General features: G+C 65.1%; 21 protein-coding genes. 7 read left to right on the forward strand and 14 right to left on the reverse strand.

Annotated features, from left to right (window positions below):
- Positions 1 to 195 precede the first annotated feature (195 nt).
- The gene (locus tag OYT95_RS18290) at positions 196 to 876 is read left to right on the forward strand and encodes a class I SAM-dependent methyltransferase (protein WP_268792139.1); all 681 of its coding nucleotides are present in this window, start codon (positions 196 to 198) and stop codon (positions 874 to 876) included.
- Positions 877 to 885: 9 nt separating this feature from the next.
- Here the strand turns inward: OYT95_RS18290 and OYT95_RS18295 are convergent, their stop codons facing one another.
- A complete protein-coding gene (locus OYT95_RS18295) occupies positions 886 to 2109 on the reverse strand; it encodes a cytochrome P450 (RefSeq protein ID WP_268792140.1) in 1224 nt (407 codons plus the stop codon).
- Between the two features lie 144 nt (positions 2110 to 2253).
- On the opposite strand from OYT95_RS18295, the gene OYT95_RS18300 reads away from it, so the two are divergent.
- Together OYT95_RS18300 and OYT95_RS18305 are read left to right on the forward strand one after the other, a co-directional pair.
- On the forward strand, positions 2254 to 3033 hold the full coding sequence (locus OYT95_RS18300) for a hypothetical protein (protein WP_268792141.1): 780 nt from the start codon (positions 2254 to 2256) through the stop codon (positions 3031 to 3033).
- Between the two features lie 201 nt (positions 3034 to 3234).
- Positions 3235 to 4641: a guanine deaminase gene (locus tag OYT95_RS18305; RefSeq protein WP_268792142.1), complete on the forward strand. Its 1407-nt coding sequence runs from the start codon at positions 3235 to 3237 to the stop codon at positions 4639 to 4641.
- A 49-nt stretch (positions 4642 to 4690) separates the two neighbouring features.
- Here the strand turns inward: OYT95_RS18305 and OYT95_RS18310 are convergent, their stop codons facing one another.
- The 7 genes from OYT95_RS18310 to OYT95_RS18340 all read right to left on the reverse strand — a co-directional run bounded on the left by OYT95_RS18310 (position 4691) and on the right by OYT95_RS18340 (position 11923).
- Positions 4691 to 5161 carry an SgcJ/EcaC family oxidoreductase gene (locus OYT95_RS18310; protein ID WP_268792143.1) on the reverse strand — a complete coding sequence of 157 codons (471 nt, stop codon included), beginning with the start codon at positions 5159 to 5161 and terminating at the stop codon, positions 4691 to 4693.
- A gap of 86 nt (positions 5162 to 5247) precedes the next feature.
- The gene (locus OYT95_RS18315; RefSeq protein WP_037238186.1) at positions 5248 to 6411 is read right to left on the reverse strand and encodes a Gfo/Idh/MocA family protein; all 1164 of its coding nucleotides are present in this window, start codon (positions 6409 to 6411) and stop codon (positions 5248 to 5250) included.
- 186 nt (positions 6412 to 6597) lie between these two features.
- On the reverse strand, positions 6598 to 6870 hold the full coding sequence (locus OYT95_RS18320; RefSeq protein WP_268792144.1) for a hypothetical protein: 273 nt from the start codon (positions 6868 to 6870) through the stop codon (positions 6598 to 6600).
- Positions 6867 to 7148, reverse strand: coding sequence for a hypothetical protein (locus tag OYT95_RS18325; RefSeq protein WP_009476898.1), 282 nt, complete (start codon positions 7146 to 7148; stop codon positions 6867 to 6869). The genes OYT95_RS18320 and OYT95_RS18325 overlap by 4 nt, the downstream gene beginning before the upstream one ends.
- A gap of 152 nt (positions 7149 to 7300) precedes the next feature.
- On the reverse strand, positions 7301 to 7702 hold the full coding sequence (locus OYT95_RS18330; RefSeq protein ID WP_037238182.1) for a LapA family protein: 402 nt from the start codon (positions 7700 to 7702) through the stop codon (positions 7301 to 7303).
- A 73-nt stretch (positions 7703 to 7775) separates the two neighbouring features.
- A complete protein-coding gene (locus OYT95_RS18335; protein WP_268792145.1) occupies positions 7776 to 8561 on the reverse strand; it encodes a hypothetical protein in 786 nt (261 codons plus the stop codon).
- Between the two features lie 77 nt (positions 8562 to 8638).
- The gene (locus OYT95_RS18340) at positions 8639 to 11923 is read right to left on the reverse strand and encodes a protein kinase domain-containing protein (RefSeq protein WP_268792146.1); all 3285 of its coding nucleotides are present in this window, start codon (positions 11921 to 11923) and stop codon (positions 8639 to 8641) included.
- Between the two features lie 200 nt (positions 11924 to 12123).
- On the opposite strand from OYT95_RS18340, the gene OYT95_RS18345 reads away from it, so the two are divergent.
- Together OYT95_RS18345 and OYT95_RS18350 are read left to right on the forward strand one after the other, a co-directional pair.
- Entirely contained in the window at positions 12124 to 13572 is a 1449-nt protein-coding gene (locus tag OYT95_RS18345) for a hypothetical protein (RefSeq protein WP_268792147.1), read from the forward strand.
- Positions 13572 to 14594 carry a glutamate ABC transporter substrate-binding protein gene (locus OYT95_RS18350; RefSeq protein WP_268792148.1) on the forward strand — a complete coding sequence of 341 codons (1023 nt, stop codon included), beginning with the start codon at positions 13572 to 13574 and terminating at the stop codon, positions 14592 to 14594. Before OYT95_RS18345 ends, OYT95_RS18350 begins: the two co-directional genes overlap by 1 nt.
- Positions 14595 to 14644: 50 nt before the next feature.
- On the opposite strand, the gene OYT95_RS18355 is transcribed toward OYT95_RS18350, so the two are convergent.
- From OYT95_RS18355 to OYT95_RS18380, 6 genes are all read right to left on the reverse strand, one after another.
- Positions 14645 to 15415 carry an SDR family NAD(P)-dependent oxidoreductase gene (locus tag OYT95_RS18355; RefSeq protein WP_037238173.1) on the reverse strand — a complete coding sequence of 257 codons (771 nt, stop codon included), beginning with the start codon at positions 15413 to 15415 and terminating at the stop codon, positions 14645 to 14647.
- A 2-nt stretch (positions 15416 to 15417) separates the two neighbouring features.
- The gene (locus OYT95_RS18360) at positions 15418 to 16971 is read right to left on the reverse strand and encodes an APC family permease (RefSeq protein WP_235214568.1); all 1554 of its coding nucleotides are present in this window, start codon (positions 16969 to 16971) and stop codon (positions 15418 to 15420) included.
- 58 nt (positions 16972 to 17029) lie between these two features.
- Positions 17030 to 18340, reverse strand: coding sequence for an MFS transporter (locus OYT95_RS18365; RefSeq protein ID WP_268792149.1), 1311 nt, complete (start codon positions 18338 to 18340; stop codon positions 17030 to 17032).
- A 190-nt stretch (positions 18341 to 18530) separates the two neighbouring features.
- Entirely contained in the window at positions 18531 to 19286 is a 756-nt protein-coding gene (locus OYT95_RS18370; RefSeq protein WP_037238172.1) for an SDR family oxidoreductase, read from the reverse strand.
- Positions 19273 to 20952, reverse strand: coding sequence for an oxidoreductase (locus OYT95_RS18375; RefSeq protein WP_268792150.1), 1680 nt, complete (start codon positions 20950 to 20952; stop codon positions 19273 to 19275). The genes OYT95_RS18370 and OYT95_RS18375 overlap by 14 nt, the downstream gene beginning before the upstream one ends.
- Before the next feature lie 5 nt (positions 20953 to 20957).
- On the reverse strand, positions 20958 to 21842 hold the full coding sequence (locus tag OYT95_RS18380) for a dihydrodipicolinate synthase family protein (protein ID WP_052033500.1): 885 nt from the start codon (positions 21840 to 21842) through the stop codon (positions 20958 to 20960).
- Positions 21843 to 22278: 436 nt separating this feature from the next.
- Between OYT95_RS18380 and OYT95_RS18385 the strand changes: the two genes are divergently transcribed.
- Entirely contained in the window at positions 22279 to 23757 is a 1479-nt protein-coding gene (locus tag OYT95_RS18385; RefSeq protein ID WP_128640456.1) for an aldehyde dehydrogenase family protein, read from the forward strand.
- 163 nt (positions 23758 to 23920) lie between these two features.
- Complete coding sequence (locus OYT95_RS18390) at positions 23921 to 25252, forward strand: flavin monoamine oxidase family protein (protein ID WP_268792151.1); 1332 nt, start codon at positions 23921 to 23923, stop codon at positions 25250 to 25252.
- Positions 25253 to 25430: the final 178 nt, after the last annotated feature.

Here is a 25430-nt window from a genome sequence, read left to right on the forward strand (position 1 = left end):
CGGCTTCGCGCTCGCGGGAGATCGACTGCACCGGGACCGACACCTCATCACCCCTGTTCACAGCCCTCTCATGCACGCAGTGATCCTGCAAAACCGACCCCGCACCCGTTAATCTCGAACCGACAACGGCGCAGCACGTCGACCCGCACGGGCTCGAGCGCCGCGGGAACCGCGAGAGCAACGAGGAGCGCGACCATGCCGATGGCACCGTTCGACCCCATCACCGCGATCTACACGCCGGCGCACGCCTGGATGTACGAGACCATCGTGGCACCGGCCGTCTACCGCTCACGCCACGTCATCGACGAGTACTTTCTGCCGCATCTCCCACCGAACGCCCGCATTCTCGACGTCGGATCGGGCGGGGCGCTGTTCACGAACTACATCGCCGACCAGCGCCCGGACGTGCACATTCTCGGTCTCGATCTGTCGGAGGCCCAGATCAAGCGCGCCACCAAACGCATGCGTCACTACGGCGACCGGGTCCGGTTCGACGTCGGCGACGCCACGCGACTCGATTTCGCCGACCAGTCCTTCGACGGCGTGATCAGCTACGGCTCCATCAAGCACTGGTCGTCGCGCGAGGCCGGGCTCGCCGAGTGCGTGCGCGTCCTCAAACCGGGTGGCCCGCTGCTGATCACCGATGCGGACCGCAGCACGAGTTTCGAGGACGCCGAAAAGTTCGTCGAGAACTACAAGGCGCCGCGGCTTCTCGGCAGCATCAACCTCGCGATCTTCCACACCTGGATCGCCGGTCGCTCCATCAGTCTCGACGAGGCGCGTGACCTCGCGAGCCGACTCGATCTCGTCGACGAGCACGTATCCCGCATCACCGAAATGCCGCTCGTCATGATTTCCGGGCGCCGGCCTGCGTGAACCTCACCGTCAGTCACATGTCTGGGCCGGCAGCGCGACGACGCCATTGATGAACGCGGAGAGCAGCAGTGCCGGCTCGCCCACCGCGTGGAGTGTGGGGTGGGCTGCGAAAAGTTCTTCGAGCATGACGCGCAGCTCCAGCCGAGCGAGGTTCATGCCCAGGCAGTGGTGGATGTCTTTCGCGCCGAAACCGAGATGCTTGCCTGCGTTCGACCGGGTGATGTCGAACCGGCCCGGACCGTCGAAGATGCGTTCGTCGTGGTTCGCGGACAGGTACCAGATGACGACCTTGTCGCCCGCTGCGATGTGGGCGCCGCCGAGCTCGGTGTCGACGGTCGCGGTCCGCCGCATGTAGGGCACCGGGGAGGCGAAGCGGATCACCTCGTCGATCGTGTTGTCGATGTGGCCGGCAAAATCGGCGAGCAGCAATTCTTTCTGGTCGGGGTGCTCGCTGAGCAGATGCAGCGCCCAGGCCAACGCTTGCCGGGTGGTCTCGAAACCCGCCGTGATCAGCAGGATGACAAACGAACCGAACTCGGTCGGTGTGAGGGTCTCGCCGTCGACCATCGTCGACACCAGCCGGGACGTCAGATCCTCGCCGGGATCCGCCTTGCGTCTCTCGCCCAGTTCGAGGGCGTATCCGTAGATCTGGCCCAGGCCGGCCGCGCCGCCGGGTGCGGTGACGAACTCCTGATCACCGCCTCCGGCAATGACGTCGGCCGCCGCGGCCAGGATCATCGGCCGGTCGCTCTCCGGGATCCCGATCAACTCGCAGATCACCTGCACCGGCAACCGGGTCGCGACGTCAGGGACGAAGTCGAACTGGGCATCTCGGGGAAGGTCCGCGGCGATCTGCGCAGCGTAGCCGCGCACCCGCTCGGCGATGCCCCGCACCGAGGCTGCGGTGAACGCCGATTGCACGATGCCCCGCAGACGCCGGTGACGGGGATCGTCCATGGCGATCATCGACATGGCGAACTCGAGGATCTCGACCGGGACGTCGTCGATGGTGAAGCCCTTGGCCGAGGAGAAGACCTCCGGGTTCCGGCTCACCGACACCACGTCGTCGTATCCGACGACCGACCAGAAGCCCGGACCGGCCGTTTCCGTGTGGAACTCGATCGGCGACCGCTGACGAAGCTCTTCGAACAGGGCGCGCCGACCCGCGAAACTGCGGTCCCAGAACGCGCGTGATGCAGGCGAGATGATTTTTTCGGACGCAGAACCCGTCACCGGTCCCCCTCGGTCGGTCGTACAGATACTGCGACCCTACTGGGGAAGCGGTGGTTACGCCGATGAGGCATCACTGCAGGTCAACCGCTATGATCAAAGGGTCACCCGGCGATGCGCCGGAGATTTGACGGGGAGGATCGACCTGTGGCGTCCAGAGTTCGGCTCGGTAACCTGCGAGAGGTGCGCGATCATCCGTTGGGGATGACCGAAGCGGGGTTTCGGGCCGAATTGACCCAGCACGACGCGTTCGCCAGAGGTCGTGGCCCGTTTCCCGGTGATGCCCGCAGCGTCCGCTCCGAGCGTGAACTGTTCGTGACCGCGCCGGACGACGAGGTGCTCGCGGTGGCGACGATCACCGGGGTCCGCGAGTACGACGACGAACTCGTCGTCGACGGAGACCTGGTTGTCGATCACGAGCGGGTGGGGACGAGGCTGCTGATCCGAACCCCGGCCGAGAACGTGTTCTCCTGCGCGGACGAGGAATCGGCGTGGGCGGGCTCGGTCGAACGAGCGCGATGGGTCTACGTGCGGGCGCTGGTCGAGGTCGCAACGGTCAAGACGGCTTCCTACGACCGCCGGATCGCCGGCGCAGATCCCGCCGCCGACCCCGAGGTGACTCTGGCGACTGCCGACGAGACGATGCAGGTGGTTCCCCGGTACGTGATGATCCACCGCAGCGGAAAGCTGCGTCTCGGTGGGCCGTACGCCGACACCGCCGACTGGGATGGCCACGTCGAACCCTGGACGGACTACGGGTACGTCGATTGCCTGCGCCTCGACGACGTCCTGGACACCAGCGGCGACCTCGACATCGACGTGCTCCGGCCGCTCACCTCGCGTGCCGCCGCCGCGGAACTCCTCGAGGCATTGGGGTGGGACAAGGTCATCCGCCGATTCGTCGACGACCGCACACGCTTGCAGTAGCACCCGGTCGGCAGTGACTGCCGCGGGCGCTTGGCCTGTTCGGCCGCGATCCGGGTCTGATCGGTGGCATTGTTAGTACGGGCTGTTATCTCATCGTGGGTGCGGCACGGCCGCACAGGTGCTACTCGGCTGGGCGACGTCCAGCCGCCGAAGTTCACTGCAGAAGGCATGATCCGTTACCACTCGACGGGAGTTCATCGCATGGCCACGCACACTCATCTCGGGCACATCTTCCACATCGCCGGCGCGCCGAAAGTGACCGAAGCCGCGGCCGCCCTGGTATCGATTCCCGACGGCGCCCTGGTGCTGGACGACAGCGGGCGAATCGTGTTCTGCGGTGACCGAGCCGAGATCCCTTCGGAGTACGAGTCCGGCACCGTGCACGACCACCGGCCCGGGTTTCTGTTGCCGGGGTTCGTCGACACCCACATCCACTTCCCGCAGACCTACGCCGGCGACTCCTACGGCGGCGGCCAGCTGCTGGAGTGGCTGACCCTCTGCATGTTCCCGTCGGAGACGAAGTTCGCCGACCCGGAGTTCGCGCAGCAGGCGGCCGTCGAGTTCACCAACCGGCGCATCTCGGCGGGCACCACGGCCGCCATGGTGTTCGGGTCGGCGTTCCCACATGCGCAGGACGCGTTGTTCACCGAGACGCAGAAGGCCGGTCTGCGCATCGTCAGCGGCCGCGGAATTCAGACCGTCGGCGGCGAAACCGCTCAGCCGCTGATGACGTCCGAAGAGGACGCGATCCGGCTCACTCGCGAGGAGATCGAGAAATGGCACGGCGCCGACACCGGCGATGTCGCCACCGCGTTGCTGCACGTGGCGATCATCCCGCGGTTCTCGTTGTCGGTGACACCCGAGACCCTGAAGAACCTCGGAGAACTCTACGAAGAGGTGCGGGACCGCGGTGTGTACGTGCACTCCCACCTCAACGAGAACAATCGCCCCGGCACCGGCGAGGTCGACTCGACCAAGGAGACCTATCAGGTGAATTCGTACCTGGACACGTACGACGGGAAGTTCCTGCCCGGTTCGGAAGTGGGCGGGAAGAGCCTGCTGGGCCGACGCACCATCCTCGCGCACTGCGTGCACTGTCAGGATGTCGAGCTCGAACGGATGGCCGAGACCGGCACGTCCGTCTCGCACTGCCCGATCTCGCAGCTGTTCCTGGGATCCGGAACGATGCCGTGGAAGCGCACCGTCGCGTCGGGCGTGAACATCTCGGTGGGAACGGATTTCGGCGGCGGTGACGAATGGCTGATTCCACGCGTGCTCGGCGACGCGTTCAAGGTGCACATCACCGAGGCCGGTGACGACGGGGTGTCGATGCATCCGGCCGAGATGCTGTTCGTAGGCACCCTCGGCGGTGCCCGGGCCCTGGACATGGAGAACCGGTTCGGCAATTTCGACGTCGGGAAGGAAGCCGACTTCGTCGTCGTCGACCCGTCCGGCACACCGGCACTCGACGGATTGCTGCGCAACGCCTTTCGCTCCGCCGATCCGGAACTTGCCCGCGATCAGATCCTGTTCGCACTGCTGATGGGGATCCGCGAGACGTCCATCGCCGAGGTGTACGTCGCGGGCAAGCGCGCACAGTCGTCCTAGAGCAATGCGGTGGTGGCCGACCCCGCGGGCCGGCCACCACCGCATTGCCTCAGCTGGGGTTCACCGACGAATGATGGTTGGCAATCATCCACTTTCCATCTTCGTACCGATAGACCCACGTCACCCTGGCCGCCACATCTTGACCATTGGCATTGATGACCCAGCGGCCCACGTTGTATGCGAGGTTGCAATCCGAATATTTGACACTTTCTTCCATCCGGGCTGTGGGATCGGCCTTGATCAGGTTGACGAAATACTCCGTAATCTCCTGCGGGGTGTCGGCGACAGGTACCGACAGAGTCGGTAGAAGCACCGCGTCCGGCCGGTACAGCGCGGCGACCCTGCTCGCGTCGCCGGTTTCCAGTGCATCATTCCAACTCGTGAAGAGCGCATCCAGTTCACTGTCTGTCGCGCGAACGCAATTGTCTTCGGTGTCAGCGGAACTGCCCGACGAACAGGCGACTGCCGAAATTGCCAACGCGAGAATTGCCAAGCCTGAGCCGAACGGTTTGGTATTCATACCAACCTCCGCGGAGAAAGGCGCCTACGGGAATAGACCCGATAACCGATAAAGCGTAACCCCGGGACCAGACTGTGCGGATCGGATCAGCGCACGTCGACCCACGCACGAGATGCGACCGATGCCGTGATGGCGTCGAGAGTTTCGGCCGCGGCCACGGCGTCGGCGATCGTTGCGCCCCGGGGCTTTCCGTCGACGATCGAGGCGATGAAGTTGTTCCCCTCGATGACCTTGAGGTCGTCGTAGCTCATCGAGGACGCGGAGCCCGGCTGGAAGCGGGCGTACGCTCCGGCGTCGGGCCCCACCCACACCGTGGTGATCGACTGGTCCTGGTACTTGCTCCCGAGGCTCGTTCCGAGTTCGTTCATCCGGCGGAAGTCCCAGTACACCGCACCCTTGGTGCCGTGGATCTCGAACCCGTAGTTGTTCTGCTCGCCGACGGCCACGCGACTGGCGTCCAGCGTCACGCGTCCGCCCGATGACAGGCGAACCAGCGCGCTCACGAAGTCGTCGTTCTCCACCGGCCCCAACTTTCCGCCCGTCGCGCGCGCATGCCCGCTGGTGGCACCCGTCGGGATGGCGCGCTGGGGGATGAAGATCGCAGTGTCGGCAACGACTGCGTCGATGTCGCCGAGCAGGTGCCGGACCAGGTCGACACCGTGCGAGGCAAGGTCTCCCAGAACGCCCGACCCACCGCGTGCGTTCTCGTAACGCCAGCTCAGCGCGCCATCCGGATGCGCGGCGTAGTCGCTGAGGAAGCGGAACCGCGAGTGCGTGATGGTGCCCAGTTCGCCCGACGCGATCAGATCGTGCGCCATCGCAACGGCGGGCGCGTTTCGGTAGTTGAATCCGACGGTCGACTGGACGCCCGCCTTTTCGACGGCAGCAGCGACTGCCTTGGCGTCGTCGGACGACAGGCCGACTGGCTTCTCGATCCAGATGTGCTTTCCCGCCTCGGCCATCGCGACACCGATCTCCCGGTGCAGGAAGTTGGGTGCGGTGATGCTCACCGCGTCGATGTTCGCGTCGGCGGCGATGTCGCGCCAGTCGGTCAGCGCTGCCCTGAACCCGAACTGGGCGGCAGCCTCCTCGGCGCGGCCGGGTACCTCGTCGGCGACGGCGCCCAGACGGATGGACGGCGCTTCCGGGAAGTGGTGGCGCTGACGCAGATACGCGTTGGTGTGGACTCGGCCCATCCAGCCGAATCCGGCGACTGCTACAGCGATTTCGGTGGGGTTGACGTTGGTCAAGATCGACTCCGGGACTGATCGGTGCGACGTGTGTCTCTACGACAGTGCTGCGCGCCGCGAGCGAAGTCAACCATTTGTGCTGACAAAGTGACTCTCGAGGTGATTTTGATGGTTTTCCACCCCTCACACCGCCACGCGCGGAGGGGACCGCTGATCGCCGGACCAGCGCTCCCCCTCGATCAGCGGCTACGCGCCCGCGCGTCGCACCAATGCCGGTTCGCCGGCGTCGACCCGCACCACCCACTGATCCAGCGACTCGAACATCTCGTCCCCGGGAACAGAAAGTTCATGCAATGCTTGACCTTCCGAAGGAACCAGCGAAACCTGAGGCGGAACGTCCTCACCCGATGCCGGGCCCGACGCCACATCCGTAGTTCGCAGGACAGCAGCGAGAATGCTGCCGTGTTCGTCCGCCAGGACCTGCATCCGGGAAATCCTCGGTGATTCCTGTGTCGTCATGCGAGCACGCCTCCTTCCAGATGGAACCACACGCCCGAAGTGGAGCTGTTGTGGATGCCGAGCACGTAGTACTGCTTGCTGGGGCCGCCGAACACCGGCGCGTTGGCGGTGCCCTGCCACTGCGTCATCAGGATCTTCGTGCCACCACCACCCTGGCTGGCGTCGAGTCTCGCGGTCGCCAGCTGCGGCCCTTTCCAAATGTCCCCGAACGAGAAGGAGAATTGATTCGCCTGCCCAGCGGCGAGAAAAAGCCCCTGAGGGGTTGTCGACCAAGCCATTTCGGTGTCCTTTCGTCGAATCACGAATGCGATACAGGACCGACCGTACGAGGAGATTCGACAGTTGAACTGAGTAGTCGACTACTCGAATCTCGTGGCCGAGGACCTGAGGTCAACGCTTCGATCGAGCGAACACGGAAACAAGCATAGGGTCAGGTGGTCAGTTTCCGTTGCCGGTTCGCTGCCCGCCGGATCTGGAGGATCCGGACACCGCCGACGAGGGCCATGATCACCGCACCCGCGATGGCAGCGAACAGCAGTGTGACGCCGAGCGGGACGGTGAACTCCCAGACGAACAATTCCAGGACGACGCTGTCGAGGTTCTGCAGGATGAATACGAGAAGCAGGACCAGGACGACAATGCCGATGACCAGACCTGTCCACGTCGCCCCGGTGCGGGTGTGCTTGATCCCCTTGCCCCTCGCCACGTCCGGCGGCACCCCGGAACCCGCGTCGTGGGCATGCGGGTCGGAAGACGGCACCTCACCGCCCGGCGGGTGTCCTGTCGGGAGGTGCGGTCCGGTGTTCGGTGTTTCGTCCGTCGGGGGCAACATGAGACCCGATTACCCAGGCCGTCACCCCACCAACCGGGTCAGGGCTGTTCCCTCGGGTGCGTCGAGTTGTCGATCATCGTGGTGCTATCGCCGGGGGCAGGTAACGGTCGATCAGATCCTGGATGGGATCCGGCGCCACCTGCGGTGGTGGCGCCGGGTCCTGCGCGAAGGCACCGAGCACGTCGCTGGTGTGCTGTTCGGCGGTGCCGTACGTGTTGGCCGATACCGAGAAATCAGGCCCGAAGGACGCGGAAGCGACAATGCTGGGCCCGTAGTCCGACCACCCCCATTTGGTTCCGGTCACCGACGGCAGGCGCCCGGTGCCCCAGTTCTGATAAGTCCCATCGGCGGCGACGGGTGCCGCGGTAGCCATCCACTCCAGGATGCGGCTGTCCGGATCGGTGGTCTTCTTCGCCTCGAGGAAAGTCACGGTGTCCGCGGTGCTGGTAACCGCATCGCCCCAGAATCCGGAGCCACGGGTACTGGTGAGCCGATACTCGGCGGCGATCACATCGATCGACTGCGGGTACTTGGCGTACACCTGCGAGGCGGCGGTGTCGTCGCTGTCACGGATCATCCGCTGTCCGAGTGTGAGGTCCTCGGGTGAGCCGTCGCCGTGCCGGAGCATGTAGTCGGCTACATACAGTTTCACGATCGACAATCCCGGCCGGGCTTCCCCCTGATTCGCCGTCCCGACGCGGGTTCCGCTCGGGGTGTGCACGAACGACAGCGCCGTCCGCCCGGGCACCTCGTCGATCCTGTCGGGCGTCGGTGCCGAGTGGGCCGTCAATCCGGACGCGGAGGCGACGAGCCCGGCCACCAACAGCGACAGCGCGGCGCGGCACGTCCAGTTCTTCATGCTGTGCGTGTACCCGGTTCGACCCTGACTCAGCCGTCCTGACCACCGGAATGTTGCCAGCGGTGCTCGCGCATCCCTCAGCGTCCTGTGAGAGGTGACTTTGACGACTGCCGATGCTCCACAACCCACGCAGCGACCTGCGCTCGCGACGTGAATCCGAGTTTGGTGAGTATGTGCTCGACATGCCCTTGAGCGGTGCGCGGTGAGATCACGAGGCGAGTGGCAATGGCCCTGTTGGTCAGGCCCTCGGCGATCAGTTCCGCAACCTGCCGTTCGCGTTTCGTCAGGAGAGCGGAGGCAGGAGAATTCGTCTTCGGGGTGTGCTCGCCGAGTGCGTAGGAGACAGCGGAGTCGAGATCCAACGCCTTGCCGTGCTGCCAGCACTCCTCGAAGACGCGGTTGGTGAGCAACCGGCGAGCGGCCTGTTCGCATTCTTCGTGATACACGAGCAGGTTGGGAACGGACACGGATGGAATTCCGGCAACGAGGCCGCGCGCTTCCGCGGCTCCCATCAACGTGCCGGCACGTTTCGGGTCACTGGTTCCGGCGATCCAGGCGAAGGCTTCAAAGCAATTTGCGCACCCGACCGGGTCCTCGACGCGTCGAGCAAGCCGCAATCCCTGCCCGAGCAAGTCGAGTGCGCGACTCTGCGCGCCCAGCCGCCACTGCGCAACAGCCATCGCCCACAACGCGTACGACCGGTAAACGGATTCGCCCCGAGCTTCGGTAATCGTGAGAACTTCCTCGTAGCATTCGACCGCCCGGTGGGGTTCGGCGTCGCGCAGCTGATACGCCAACCCCAGCAAAGTCAATGACTCGATTTGTAGCGCCAGGTCGTTCTCTGCCTCTCGGAACACTGACAGTGCCCGCTCCAAACCCGAAACCGCCCGCGCGAGATCACCGCTGAACAACCCGACGAGGCTGTCCGTATAGTCCGCGATCGCATGACCTATCGGATCGGTGATCTGGTCGGCAAGGATGCGCGTCTGCTCGACAAGAGCAGCACCTCGCTGATGGTCACCCTGCTGTTCGGTCATGAGGCAGTCGGCGTACAGCGCTCTGATGGTGGCGATCGTCGGGGGTAGACCCTGGTGTGAGAGGAATCGGTCGAGCCAGCGCCGTGCCTCGCTGAGCAGGCCGCGTGACCCCCAGAGCTGCAACAAGGGTGTGGCGATCTGCAAACCTGCTTCGGCATCGCCCTCGGCGAGGCAGAAGTCCATCGCGTCCCTCAAATTCGGCTGCTCCCCGCCGAGCCGCGAGAGCCATTCGAGTTGCCGGGGACCTATGAACTCGGCCTCGGCGATCCGAGCCAGCCGTCGAAACCAATCTCGGTGACGCCGGCGCAGATCGTGATAGTCGTCGTCTTCCTGTGCCTTCTCCCGGCCGTAGGCTCGCAGGGTCTCGAGCAGACGGAAGCGGACTGCGGCTGCGTTCTCTTCGCGGATCAGGATCGACTTGTCGACAAGGGATGCCACCGAGTCGAGCAGGGCCTCGGGCTGCACGTCTTCGCCGCACACGTATTCGGCGGCATCCAGATCGAAGCCGCCGGTGAATACCGACAGTCGTGCCCACGTCAGTTGTTCGAGCGGAGTGCACAGGTCGTAGCTCCAGTCGACGCACAACCGGAGCGTCTGCTGCCGCGACGGCGCGCCTCGGCTCCCGCGGGTCAGCAGCGCGTAGCGGTCGGAGAGCCTCTGCAGGATTTGTTCGGGGGACATCGCGCGCAACCGCGCCGCCGCCAGTTCGATGGGCAGCGGCAACCCGTCCAGCCGGTGACAGATCCGAGTCACCGCGGACTTGTTGGCATCTGTCAACGTGAAAGTCGATACCGCGGTGGTGGCGCGTTCGGTGAACAGCGACACCGCGTCGTAGCGGGGCAGACCCTGCAGTGACGGCTCGCGGTCGGGGTCGGGAACGGTGAGCGGGGGGACGCGCAGCGTTGCCTCCCCTGCTATTGCAAGGGGTTCGCGGCTTGTCGCGAGGATCCGCATGTTCGGGTTCTGTTGCAGCAGTGCGGTGGCGAGGTCGGCCACGGCGTCGACCACTTGCTCGCAGTTGTCCAGTATCAGCAAGATGTCTCGCGTGGACAGGAAGTCCAGCAGAATCTCGCGTAACGACCGGTCGGTGTGATCTCGCAGGCCCAATGTGGTGGCCACGAGTTCGACGAGGAGCGGCGGGGTGTGGACCTCGTCGAGTTCCACGAGCCACGCACCGTCGGCGAATTCTCGTTGGATGCTTGTTGCGACCCTGAGTGCAAGACGTGTTTTCCCGACGCCGCCGATCCCGACCAGTGTCAGCAGGCGCGACGACGCGAGCAGACTCTTCGCTTCGGTCACCTCGTGCCTGCGACCGACGAAACTGGATAATTCCAAGGGCAGGTTCCCCCTTGTCCGACGGGACGAGTTGGCCGGATTCCGGCTGTGCGAGAGAGCCTGTGGTTCCTGCGTGTCTGCGTCGTCTGGCGAATTCAGTGCCATGTCGTCGGCAATCAATCCCCGTCGACGCTGGACATCGCGCAGCTCCTCCCCGAAGGCGGCGGCAGAGGGTGGCCTGCCCTCAGGGCGCCCTGCCATTGCCCTCTCGATCACAGCGGCCAGATCGTCTGCAACACCGTGATCCCGCAAGTCGGGGACGGGTTCGGTTGTGATGCGGACGAATTGGGCGACCAGCTGTTCGCCGCTACGCCGTTCGAACGCGGCATGGCCGGTGACCGCGCAGAACACGGTGGCTCCGAGCCCATAGACGTCGGAGGCGGGGCTCGGGGAGGCGCCGCCGAGAACCTCGGGCGCAGCGAACGCAGGTGAACCAGTGACGATGCCCGTGGCAGTCTCGAACCCGCCGGAGATATGCGCGATACCGAAGTCCGAGAGCGCCGGCTCACCATAATCGGTCAGAAGAATGTTCGCGGGCTTGACGTCGCGGTGGAGGATGCCCTCGTTGTGGGCGGCCTGCAGCGCGCCGGCCAGCTTCACTCCGAGCCGCAGCACTTCGTCCACAGGCAATGGGCCGTGCCGCCGAATCCGTTCGTCCAGGGAGCCCTGCGGGTGGTACGGCATGACGATGAATGGTTGCCCGCCATCGGTGACCCCGACCTGGAGCACGGTGACGATGTTGGGGTGACCGGTGAGACGGCCCATTGCACGCTGTTCACGGAAGAAGCGCTCCCGATTGTCCTCCGCCAGCTCGTTGGTGAGCACCTTCACGGCGACGGTCCGGTCAAGCGAGGTCTGCGCGCACCGGTACACGACACCGAAGCCGCCACGCCCGATCTCCCGGGCGTCGTCGAATCCGTCAGCACCGAGCTCCGAGGTGACCGAGGGCGTCACATCGCGGTGGGTCTCGTACGGATCGACATCGGGCATCGTCCAGGTCGATTCATCCGGTCTGCGATACGTTCGACGAAATCCGCACGACTAGCCTCTCGGTGACGTGTTCCCAGGATATCGCTGTCGCCTCCAGCGAGGGAGCCATTGCTTCGTGCGGCAAAGGAAACGACAGATCGGCTCACCCGAACCCATGCACAGAGCTGTGTCTGTTCGTACGCTGTCCGTTCCCCGAGTCGGTGCGCCGGTCGGCACCGTCGGTGCACACTGAACTCAGCAACGTGGCCCGGATCGGTGCTCTTCCCGGAGCCACGGAGGCGGTGCAGGAGGACCGGATGTTCCACCGCGGCGAGCACGCCGTCACCGAAGCCCCCACGCTCGACGAGGGCCTGCTCGTCGAGCCCGTGGCCCGCCGCCGCCCGTGGGTCGAATTCTTCACGTCCACGCCCGGTCGGTTGTCCGTGCTCGGGATCGCACTCATCGCCGCGGTCATCGCCGCGGGCGCGATCACCTCGGCGGCGGTCGGCGCGCGTCAACAGCGGGTCGAGACACTGCGCACCCACACCGAACCCCTGGCAAACGCCGCCCAGGCCCTGTACAGCTCGCTGTCGATCGCCGATGCCGCCGCGACCACGTCCTTCGTCTCCGGTGGCGGCGCGATCGAGTCGACAACCGGGCCGGACCAGTTCACCCAGGCGATCGGCGATGCGTCGAACGCGCTGGTCACGGCGACCAATGGAGTGTCGTCGCAGGACGCCGAATCACTGGCGCTGCTGTCGGACGTCGTGCGCAACCTCGCCGAGTACTTCAATCTCGTCGCCACGGCTCAAGCGAACGATCGGGCCGGCAACCCGGTCGGGGTGGCGTATCTGGCCGATGCGTCCGCGATCATGCAGGGCACCATCCTCCCGTTGGCGGAGCGACTCTATGTCCACCAGGCCGAGGCGGTCGCCGAGACCCAGACGCACACGGCCCAACTGCCCGCGACCGCCTTCACGGTGACCGCGGCCGCCCTCGTCGCCCTCGTCCTCGCTCAGCTGTACCTCATCCGGAAGAGCAAGCGCCGGTTCAACCCCGGCCTCGCTGTCGCCACCCTCCTCATGGCCGGGCTCCTGTTCTGGCTGATCGCCGGAAGCCTGGTGTCGACGTCGGCAAGCGAACACGCGAGAACCGAAGGAACGCAACCCATCAACACTGTTGCCCGCGCTCGCATCCTGGCACAGCAGGCCCGCGCCGACGAAACCCTCGCCATTCTGCAACGCGGGTCCGACACCCAGTCGGAAGTCGACTACGCGCGGCACTCCCAGGCGTTGTCCGACGAACTCACCCGGCAGCTGGACAGCTCGCATGGTCGCGCCGCCGAGCAACACCTCCGCGACGCCATGACGGCCCGTGAAGGCTGGCTGGCCGCGCACCGGGACATCGAGATCTCCCTCGAGCGCGGTGACTACCCGACCGCCGCGGCGATCGCCGCCGGATCCGGCGCCCGCACGTCGTCGGCGCAGTTCGCCGCCCTGGACGAGTCCCTCCGGGACGCGATCGACCGGCTCCGCGACGACGAGGCCAACGCCGTGACGGACGTCTATCGATCGATGTCGTCGCTGGCCGTCGGTAGCATGGTTATCGGCGTGTCCTGCGGATTCGCCGTCGGCGGGGGTATCTGGCCGCGACTGAACGAGTACCACTGATGACACAGGTGAGGCTTCCGAGACCGGGGACGAGACCGTGTGCCCGGCACCTCGTCGGCGTACTCGCCGTCGCCGTCCTCGCCGGTTGCGCCGCACCCGACCCTCTCACCCCGACCATCGCGGCCACGTACACCGCACGACCGATGACGGACGGCGCACAGATCATCCCGCCCACGGACAGTCCGCCGCCGAAGCCACCGCTCCCCGAGTCGTGTGGGGCGCTCGCGAGCCTGCGCCCGGGCCCGCAGCCCCCACCCGGGCAGATGCCGACCGGTGGATCACTTGCCGAGATCGCGGGGCGGGGCCGGTTGATCGTCGGCGTCGACCAGAACACCAATCTGTTCAGCTTCCGAGACCCGACCACGGGCACCCTGCAGGGGTTCGACATCGACGTGGCGAAGGAGATCGCCCGCGACATCTTCGGCGATCCGACGAAAGTCGAGTTCCGGCTCCTCACCACCGCCGGCCGGTTCTCCGCACTCGAGAACAACGACGTCGACGTCGTCGCACATGGATTCTCGATCACGTGCGAACGCGCCCAACGCGTCGGCTTCTCCACCGAATACTTCCGCGCCTTTCAACGTATTCTGGTCCCTCGCGGTTCCGACATCGCCGGACCGGCGGACCTGGCCGGAAAACGGGTCTGCACCTTTCTCGACACTACCTCGCTCGGCACCGTCCAACGGGTCGCGCCGGACGCCACGATCATCGCGGTCCCCGACTGGGACGACTGCCTTGTCACCATGCAGAAACGGCAGGCCGACGCGACCAGCACCTCCGACTCGCTCCTCGCCGGGCTCGCCTCCCAGGACCCGAATTTTCAGATCGTGGGGCCACGGCTGGAGACAGAAGAGCACTGGGCCATCGGTGTCAACAAGTACAAGGAGGACCTGGTGCGGTTCGTCAACGGCACCCTCGACCGACTACGTGCAGACGGAACGTGGATGAGCATCTACGACCGGTGGATAGCGGCCCCGCTCGAACCCGTCGCGGGCCCGCCCCCGGCAACCTATCGCGATTGAGGGGGCATGAGAACGTCGGACCGCGGCAGCCACCCCGGCAGGTCAATCCTTCACAGCATCGGCTGGCGGGTCAGTGTGCCGCCGTCGACGGTGATGGTTTGCCCCGTGATGTAGCTAGCGTCGTCGGAGAAGAGGAAGGCCACCACCGATGCGATCTCCTCCGGCAAACCGAGTCGGCGCATCGGTACGTAGCGTGCGATGACCTCATCGGATAGGTCGGAGACCAACGGATCAACCATCGATGTTCGTATGCAGCCGGGCGCAACACAATTGACCCTGATGTTGTCATCGGCCCACTCGATGGCGCTGGTCTGCGTCAGAGATATCAGTCCGGCTTTCGAGGCGTTGTAGGGCGCGAAGTTGGCTTCGGCCGCCAGCCCGTTGACCGAGGCGATGTTGACGATCGATCCGCCGCCGGTGGACCGCATGGAACGCGCCGCCGCGGCAGAGGTGAGTGCCGCTCCACGCAAGTTGTTGTGCAAACTGGCGTCCCATCCCTCGGCCGTCATGTCAACCATGGCGATCGGCTCATAGACGCCGGCATTATTGACAAGATAATCGACCCCACCGAAGAGATCGATGCACCGACCGACAATGCTGTCACCCACGTCCCGATCCGCCAGATCGGCTGCCATTCCGGCAACTTGACCGTTGTGCTGGTTCAACTCCGCGGCCACCGCCTCGACCTGGGCTGTATTGCGCGAGCAGATCAGCACCTGGTAGCCCCGCCGTGCAAATAACTCTGCGCAGGCGTAACCGATCCCCTTGGTACCGCCGGTGACGATAACGCGGCGGTCCACACCGGTTTCCGAGTTGTTCACAGTTACTTCCTTTCCTCGCTTGGATGAATTCGGCGTCGGCCGGCGCAGGCCGCATCGTTCTCGTCGTGCACGTCGTGGACGGTCGGGGGACGCGTGGTCGCACGCATTTCGAACTCGAGGGCGAGCGCGTCGGCGCCCTGAGGCATCGCCGGAGCGGGAAGTCGCCACAGCATGGGAAGTTTGTCCTGGACCACGCGCCGATACGCATACAGCACGACCGAGAACAACAGAATGGCCACCGCGATCACAGACTCCCGGGCGCCGCCGTAGCCCAGCAGTTCGGGATTCAGGACGCCGATCACGGTGATGAAGACGTTGAACGCCACCAGGACTGCCACGACAGGAATCCAGCCATTGCTCCGCCGAATCGGCCGCGGCCAGTTCGGTCGGTCCCTGCGCAGCAATATGAATGCCGACAGACCCAGGATGATCGACAGCAGGTAGCCGAGGTTGCTCGCCAGCAAGATACTCACCGGGTGGCCCACCAAGAGCATGACGGTCGCGTTGAGGAGCACGTCCAGGGTCAGGGACCGGCCAGGCACACCCCACCGGTTGACCCAGTCGAGTTGCTTGATGGTCATGCCTTCCTGCGCAAGCCCGAACAGCGCGCGGCCCCCGTCCGCAGTCGTGGAAATCATTCCCACCAGAAGCGAGAACGCGATCACGATGGTTCCGATCCACGAGGCGCCGCCGAAGGCCTGGCCGAACGCCACGGCGACATAGGTCACCGGGTTGTCGCGGATCGTTTCCTCGCCGAGACCACCCGAAAGAGCAGTCGGGACGACGACGAACAACACGATCATGAACAACGAAATGCGCGACATGGCCTTGGAAGTGTCGCGGGCGGTGTCCTTGTACTCGGGTGCGAACGAAGCAACGATCTCCCCTGCATAGACTGCCCACGCGGTCACGTAGAACACGACAGCGACTGTTCGCCAGTCGCCGGCGACCGACCAGGACAAGTTGGCCGTCGACCAATCGATCGACGGGCTCACCAGGCACGCCACCGACACCACGGTCAAACCCACGACAACCAGCAGTCCGAGCACCTTGTTGACCGCGGCACCGAACTTCAAGCCGAAGTAGTTGAAGGCCCAGGCGAACAGCATGGCACCGAGAGCGAAGAGGTGCTCGAGCCCGAGGTGGTTGCCGAAGATGCCGAAGTCGAGAGTGTTGTCCTGGAACCAGGTCGCCTCGATCAATTCTCCGAACACGACCGCCGCCATGGAGATGGTCAGAGACCAACCAATCCAGTAGCCGAACGCGGCGATGGCTCCGAGCGGGGCGAAGTACTTCTTCCAGCCCTCGATGGCATAGCGCGCTACTCCCCCGGAGTCGCGCGGAAACATTGATGCCATCTCCGCGAAGACCCGGCACTGGAGATAGCTGATGACAGCCCCGGAGAACCAGACCGCGATTGCAACCCAGGCACCGACGACGCCGAGAAGGTATCCGAATGTCACGAACAACCCGGTAGGTAGGGCAAGCCCGAGGGCCATGCCATCGCGCCAGGTCAGTGTCTTGGCGAGTACATGTTGGTCGACGCTGTCGCTCATCGTTGTGCTCCTTCGTAGCCCGGATTGCCGAGGGTCCTCGTGTTCATCGCGTCGGTGCTCAATCTCCGGCGAATGTGCCGCTGTGGCGACGGGCCGCGACGTACAGGACAACGCTGATGACCGACAGAAGAGCGGTGTAGACGGGGAAGGCCCACAACAAGTTACGGCTCTGCAGCCAGACGATCAGATAGGACGCGGTGCCACCGAAGGCGGCGACGGCGACACCGTAGCCCAGCCCGGTGCCGGTCGCCCGGCAGTACTTGGGCATCAGCGACGTGGACACGACGTTGTAGAGCGTCATGTTCGCCGCCAGCAGTACTCCGCCGAGCAGCAGGACCACGGTGAAGGTGCGCAAGCCAGGGCCGGCGTACAGCAGCATCAGGAAGATGACGGGGACGACCGCGAGACGGGTGACCACGAATGCGCGGGACAGGCGCACCCGATCAGCGATCCGGCCGGTGACGATCGACCCGACCAGCATGATCACGCCGAGCACGCTGGTGACGGCGAAGATCGTGGTCGGGTTCTCGCCGTAGGCGCCGCGGGCCAGGCTGGGCAGGCCGACGTTCCACGCGTAGTTGTAGGCCTGCGCGGCGCCGACGACGAAGATGATCGCGGCCAGGCCGAGCCAGTGCCGTCGGACGCCCTCCCACGTGCCCGACGTGTGTTCGGATTTCTCCTCCTCCGACAGCGTCTCGGGGAGAGCACGCCGCAGGTAGAGCACGAAGAAGCTCATCGCGGCGCCGACCAGCATCGGGACCCGCCAGCCCCACGTCGACATGGCGTCGCCCCCGATGACGTAGCTGGTCGCGAAGCTGACCAATGAGGCGAGCAGGATGCCGAAGTTCTGGAAGAAGCTGATGTAGCCGGCCGCCCGGCCTTCGTGTCCGGCCGGCATCAGCTCCACGGCGTACGCCGTGGACAGCGGCGCCTCGATACCGGTGGACAGGCCCTGTAGCAGCCGGCATGCCAGCAGCAGGATTCCGGCCCAGACGCCGATCGAGTCGTAGGACGGCAGCAGCGCGATGCTCAGGGTGGTGACCGCCATGATGCCGACCGACCAGAGCATCACCTGGCGACGGCCGATGCGGTCGGCGACGTTACCGAGCAGGACCCCGCCCAGCGGCCGGACGCAGAACCCGACCGCGAAGACGGCCAGCGCGTCGAGGGTGGACGACACCGGGTCCTGCGATGGAAAGAACTGCGGCCCGATGAACGCGGCGAGGAGACCGAAGACCATCCAGTCGTACCACTCGAGGGTGTTGCCGAGGCCGAGGCCGAGCATCGCCCTGCGGGTGGATGGCGGGGAGGCCGTCCCGCGTTGCGACGCGGCCACGGAGTTCGCCGTGGGGTCCTGGGTGTCGGTCATGACGAACTCTCCGAGGATGTAGGGAGGACCCGTTTCCGGGTGCACTCGGTGGTTCCCTGGGCGCCGGAGTTCCCGGCAGCGGATGGGCAATCCCCCGTGTGGAGACGTGGGTTGCTCGCGGTCGGTCCGGCCGGTGGGCGTGATTGTGGTGGCGAGGACGGTCGATGGTGCGCGTCGTCGTCTTGTCGGATCAGAGTGACTGCGCGCCGTCGACGACCAACGTCACACCACGCATGAACTCGGCAGCCGGTGAGGCCAGGAAGCCGACAGCCTGTGCGATGTCGTGTGGCGCCGCCAGCCTGCCCGCCGGGATGCCGGATCGATAGGACGTCAGGTCGCCGACGACCTGTCGATCCTTCGGGACACCGAGTTCTTCCCACTGACGACGCTGCATCTCGGTGTCACAGGACCCCGGAGCGACAGCATTCACGCGGATTCCGTCAGCTGCGAGCTCGAGTGCGAGGCATTCGACCATCATTTTGGTGGCGGCCTTGGTGGCGCAGTAGGCGCCGAGGTCGAGCCGCGGCTTGTGCGCACAGTTCGAGGTGATCGCGATCAGCGACCCGCCCCCTTCGGCGCGCATAGGGGAGATGTGGGGACGGAACGTGTTGAGCACCCCCACGGTGTTGATCTGAAAGTGGTTGACGAGGTTGTCGACCGGGTCGCTCGCCAACCGACCGGATACACACCTGCCTGCATTTGCGACCACCGTGTCGGGTGGCCCTCCCAATGCATCTGTCAGTGCCGCAGCTGCGGCCTCCATAGCAGCGGAATCGCTCACGTCGCACTCGGCGAAAGCTACCCGGCCCTTCAGCCGGGCAGTGGGTTCCTGCCGGTCGATTACGGCGACAGCAGCTCCATCTGACAGGAGTTTCTCGACGATGGCCTCGCCGATGCCTTGGCTGCCCCCGGTGACGATGCACCGCATCGGGTTACTGGTCATCATTGTCTTCCTTCCAAGCGTGGATGTATGCGTCGTGCACGGCGGCGGCCAGCTCGCCCGGCTGTGCCGCGTCGCCGATCTTGATGGTGCGAGCTCCCGGAATGCGGATCGGCTCCTTGCTCCGGGGGTTGCGCAGGTCGTAGAGCAATATGTGGTGGAGCCGGTCGCTCTTCATCAGCCGCTTCGGCAGGGGTACGCGGGACAGGACTCGGATGAGGATGCGGACGAGAGGACCGAGGTTGCCCACATAGGTGGCGCCCCTGGCGTCGGCGACGATGTCGATGTCGGTACGCCATTCGGGCGGTGGTTCCCGCTCCCCCTCCGGGGCGATGTGAACGCCGGCGTCGACGGCCTCCTTCCACAGTCCGTCGAAGTAGCGGTGCATCCGCTGTCGATCAGGCCGGTAGCCGTTGAAGGTGGGCGCTGCCGCCGCCTTCCAGGCGCGGTCCCGTGCAATGACATACACCTCGTGTCCCGCTCGTGCCGATTCGACTGCGTAGGTCAGGCCGGCAGGCCCGGCACCGAACACGAGTCGACGCTGCGCAGCGGTTCCAGCGGCAGGCCGGTCGGTGGTCGTCACGGTGGGGTTCACCGCGCAGGCCAGCTGTTTACCCGAGCGCATGGTCCGCACACAGTGATTGCACGCCAAGCACTCTCGCACTTGCTGCTGTTGCTGCGTCTTGCGCGCCCAGTGGGGATCGGCGATCTGGCCGCGCCCCACGGCGACGAAGTCCGCCCACCCCTGTGCGAGCGCGTCCTCGGCCACGGCCGGGGTGTTCACCCGCCCGACCGCGATGACGGGCAGGCGCGTGTGCGCCTTGACCATCCGGGCCGCGTCGAGGAATACGCCGTCCTCGTACGGCATCGGCGGAATCATGATCTCGGGATCGACGGACTTGTAGTGCCCGCCGGTCACCGAGACGGCGGAGACGCCGGCGTCCTCCAGGTAGGGAAGGAACGCGAGCGAATCGTCCACGGTTTGTCCGGCCGAGTAGTAGTCCTGACCGCTGAGGCGATAGCTCAGGGGAATTCCGACGGCGTCGACGATGCGGCGCACCAATGACGCGAGGAAGTCGTACCGGGCCGCGGCGTCCGACAGCACCCGATTCTCGTCGGCGCTGATCAGCTGCGCCAGCAGGTACCCATGGGCACCGTGAAGCTCGACCACGTCGAAACCTGCCTCCTCAGCCCGCCTGGCCGCGTCGACGTGATCGACCACGAGCTGCTCCAGCGAGTCCTCGTCGAAGAGCTCGGGAAAGTTCACGAAGCGGGCCGTCTCGAACACCGGCACCGGCCCCGCGGTCGCGGCCAGGGGGCGCCCACCGAGTTCCGTCGGGAGCGCCCGCGCTCCGCCGTGACCGAGTTGGATGCCGGCCCGGGCCCCTTGCTCGTGGATGGCTGCAACGAGGGAGCGCAACCCGGGTATGTACTCGTCCGAGTCGATGCCCAGCTCGCGCCCTCGGTGCCGACCGCGACGCTGCGGCGAGGCCATCTCGACGATTACGAGACCGCAGCCACCCCTGGCCCGCTCCTGGTAGTAGCTCACGAGCTCCGGCGTGACCTCTCCGGAGGGGGTGGCCAGCCGAGTGGTCATGCTGGGCAACACGACTCGGTTACGGATGTCGACGCCGCCGATCGCGCTCGGACTGAAGAGGTGGACGTAGGACATAGCCGTTACACGAGCCCAGCGCTGACGCAGGCAGCCTCGAGTGTGGCGAGCTCGGCGTCGTCGACCTCCACCAAGGGGCGCCGCACATACGTGGCGTCGCGCGGGATTCGACCCAGGATGCCCAGGGCCGCCTTCATCCGATTGTGCTGATCGAAGAAGGGATCGGCGTAGCAGGCAACGGCGAGGGGGTAGATGCGATCCCAGGCCTTCCGCGCACCGGTCAGGTCTCCCTCTTGCATTGCGGCAAGGAGTTCACTCTGCAGATCCGCGACGATACTGCCGTGACCACTCAGCACACCGTCGCTGCCCACCAGAAGGGATGCAAAGAGGGCGCGGCTGAAGCTGCTCAGGACCGAAACATGGGGAGCGTCGGCCTTGATCGCCCGCCACGTGTCCTCGTACTCGACGATGTCGTAGGACCACTCCTTGATGGCCGCCACGGTCGGGATGGTCTGACAAATTTCCAGCGTGGTCTCGAGCGGCAACGTGAGAGGGTTGCCAACCGGATACTTGAAGATGATCAGGGGCACGTCCACGGCTTCAGCGACCGCTTCATAGTGGGAGCGTTGGGATTCCGAGCGCCGCTGCGACCCTCCGGCGAAGACTCCCGAGGGGAACACCAAGAGCGCCTTCGCTCCGGACTCGACCGAACGTCGCGCCTCGGCAGCGGCCCGGGCGCTGCCGTCGTCGTAGACGCCGGCAACCACACCAATGGATTCCGGAACCACGGAGACGGCATGCTCGATCATCCGCTGCCGTTCCTCGGTGGTCAGGGTCGCGACCTCCGAGGCGTGGGCAGTGGTGGTGATCCACTCGACTCCCGGTATTGCCGCCAGCCACCGGAGGTGAGTGGTGAGTGCATCCCAGTGAATCGCTCCGCCCCTCGACATCGGAGTGAGGTGGGCTGGAATCAGACCACGCACTGACGAGACTGAGTCGCTCTGGACCATGATGTTCCCTTTCTGCTGCGGTTGGAAGAAAGGTAGGAACGAGCGCGGTTGCCGAACAAGGGACAGTCCTGCACGGCGATATGCATTCGTGCAGCCATCGCAGGTCAGAGATGGGTTCCGGGTCCGCCACTTCGCGCGGCACGCATCTCGCGCCACCCGAGTGTGGGTGCGCACAGAATGTTCGTTCCGAACTGTGCACGAGCATATGTTGTCGGGTCGAATTAGTGATTAAGTTCATTGTCACTTGATCCAGCCGAGCAGATCACCTTCACCTATCGACGGTCCGCCGGTGCTGCGCACTCCGCATCCGACGATGCAGGTGCGGCCGACGATGCCCCTGAATGGCAGATCCCTCCCCCACGATGGAGACGACGACATGACCACCGCCCCACCGCCCGCACCCCTCCAGCTGGACACCCCGGTCGCCATGGTCGACCTGGCAGATCAGACCTTCAAGCAGCTGATCGATGGGCAGCTCGTCGAGGGGGCATCGAGTCAGCCGGTCCTCGACCCGGCAACCGGTGAGGCCATTGCGACGGCACCGGTCGCGGATGAGAAGCAGGCCGACGAGGCATACCGGGCCGCGACCCGCGCCTTCGGAGAGTGGCAGAACACCACCGTGGACGAGCGGTCACGAATCCTGCACCAGCTCGCGCAGCGCATCGAGGCGCGGCGGGAGGAGATCTCGCGGGTCATCACCTTGGAAACAGGCAAGCCGGCCGCCTCGGCCGACGGTGACGTCGACTCGGCCCTCATCTGGATGCGTCACATCGCCGACCTGCGCCTCGACCCCGAGGTGGTGCGTGACGACGAGGACTCGCGGATCGAGATCCACCGCAAGCCCATTGGCGTGGTGCTCGGGATCATCCCGTGGAACTTCCCCTTTTTCCAGACCATCTACAAGGTGGCGCCGGCATTGCTTGCGGGCAACACGATAGTGATCAAACCAGCACCGACCACGCCGCTCAACGCGATGTTGATCGGTGAGATGCTCCAGGACCTGGTTCCGGCCGGAGTGGTCAACGTGGTGGGCGACGGCGGCGATCTGGGCCCCTACCTGACCGCCCACAAGGAGGTCGACAAGATCTCCTTCACCGGTTCGACCGCTGCGGGCCGCAAGGTGATGGCCAGCAGCGCAGAGACCCTCAAGCGCGTCGTCCTGGAGTTGGGCGGAAACGACGGAGCTGTCGTGCTCGACGACGCAGACGTACCGAAGGTCGCCAAAGGCATCTTCGAATGGGCCTTCTGGAACTCCGGCCAGGTCTGCATCAACATCAAGCGGATCTTCGTGCACGCTTCGCAATACGACGAGTTCTGCGAGGAGTTCGCCAGGCTTGCCACCGACGCCAAGGTCGGACACGGGCTCGACCCGGACACCGAATACGGTCCGGTGCAGAACCCCAAGCAGTTGGAGGCTGCCAAGACGGCGCTCGACATCGCAGCGCGTGACGGGAAGATCATCGCCGGCGGCCACGTGTTCGACACCCCCGGCTACTTCGTGCAGCTCACCGTCGTCCGCGACATCGACCACGCCAGTCCGCTCGTCTCCGAGGAGACGTTCGCGCCGGTCCGGGCCATCTTGAAGTACGACGACCTCGACGAGGTCATCGAGCGGGTCAATGGGACCGAATACGGTCTGGGCAATTCGGTGTGGGGCACCGACGTGGAGCGCGCCACTACTGTCGCGCAGCGCCTCGAGAGCGGAACCGTCTGGGTGAATACGCATTGCGCCGTTCTGCCCGACGTTCCCTTCGGCGGACGCAAGCAATCGGGTCTCGGCGTCGAGTTCGGCATGGAAGGGCTCCTGGAGTTCACCGACACCAGCGTCATTCACATCGTCAAGAACGGGGACTGAAGCTTTCGTGAAAAGAGGGAGCAAAAGAGGGAGCGCATATTCGAGGGCCGAGCGAGACAACCGGAGGACAGTAGTCCCCGATCCCGGGACTTGACTTCGTTCCGAAGGCGACCACATCGGTTTGTCACCGATAAACACATTCTTTCTATCAGTGGATGAGGACATGGGAAACAATCAGTCGTGTGATGTTGTGATCATTGGAGCCGGCTTCGCCGGCATTACCGCCTCTCGGGAACTCAGCCGCCGGGGGTACGACGTGGTGGTGCTGGAAGGCAGGGATCGTATCGGCGGCAGAACCTGGTACAAGGACGACGCCCTGCCGGGACACTCCCTGGAGTTGGGGGGCACGTGGGTCCATTGGTTCCAGCCACATGCGTTCGCGGAGATCTCCCGCTACAACCTCGAGCTCGTCGAAACCATTGGGGTGTCCGCGCCCGAGATCGCGGCCACGGTCACTGGCGGCCGGCGGAAGAGCGTTCCCTACGAGGAGGCCTCGTCGGCCATCGAGTCCCTCATGGAGATGGTCGTTCAGGACGCTCGGGAGGTTCTCGAGCGACCTTTCGAGCCCTTCTTCCACAAGGATGCGTTAGAGGTGATCGACAAGTTGTCGATCCAGGATCGGATCGACGGACTCGACCTGACCCCCGAAGAGAAAGATCTGGCCAACGGCTTGTGGACAGCCATGGGCTCCGCGCCGTGCGGAGACGTCGGCCTCGTTGCCGCGCTGCGCTGGTATGCGCTCAGCGGCTTCGATATCAATGCAGTATTCGATACGGTCGGGCGCTACAAACTCAAGAACGGAACACGATCTCTGATCCAGGCCATAGCGGACGACTCCTCAGCCGAAATTCGGCTGAGCACTCCGGTTGCCGCAGTGGAACAATCGGATGACGGCGTGGTCGTGACCACTCGACAAGGGGATACCCTGCAGGCTCGGTATGTGGTCGTCGCGGCACCATTGAATACCTTCGGTGCCATTGACTTCAGTCCCCCACTGTCCGCCGCGAAACAAGCGGGGATTTCCGAGGGCCAGCCCGGCCGTGGTTCGAAAGCGTGGGTGCACGTTCGAGGGGACTTGCCCAAGCCGTTCTTCGCTGTTGCTCCGGAGAACCACTTGATCAACTATGTCGTGACAGACAAGGTCCTCGATGACGGTCAGTTGCTCATCGCATTCGGCCCCGAGGGAGCTGATTTGAACGCCGGCGACATCGACCAAGTCGGTGCGGAACTCCAAAAGTTGTTCGGGGATCTGGAAGTCGTCGCCACCACCGGACATGACTGGGCAAGTGACGAGTTCTCGCGCGGCACGTGGTGCATGTTCAGACCGGGCCAGACAACGAGGTTGCTCGCGGAGCTACAGAAGCCCGAGGGCAGGGTCTTCTTTGCCGGTTCGGATCTCGCCAATGGATGGAACGGGTTCATCGATGGCGCAATCGAATCCGGAATCCGGGCTGATCGAGAGGTTCACGCGCGGATCTCTGGGAATCCCAGCTGACCCCGGTCACGGTCTGTACCACTTTCGCGCGACTCGGATGGACGCGAAGTCAGGGGTGAAGGCCTGGGCATGAAAGGGCCGGGACGCCGGCGGCGGCCTGCCGTCCCGGCCCTGCTGCCCATACAGGTCACCAGATGGTCCGATCCAGACGATCGCATCGACCTATCAACCGGGGGAC

This window comes from Rhodococcus sp. JS3073, from assembly GCF_026810085.1.
GTDB classification, from domain to species: Bacteria; Actinomycetota; Actinomycetes; order Mycobacteriales; family Mycobacteriaceae; genus Rhodococcus_F; species Rhodococcus_F wratislaviensis.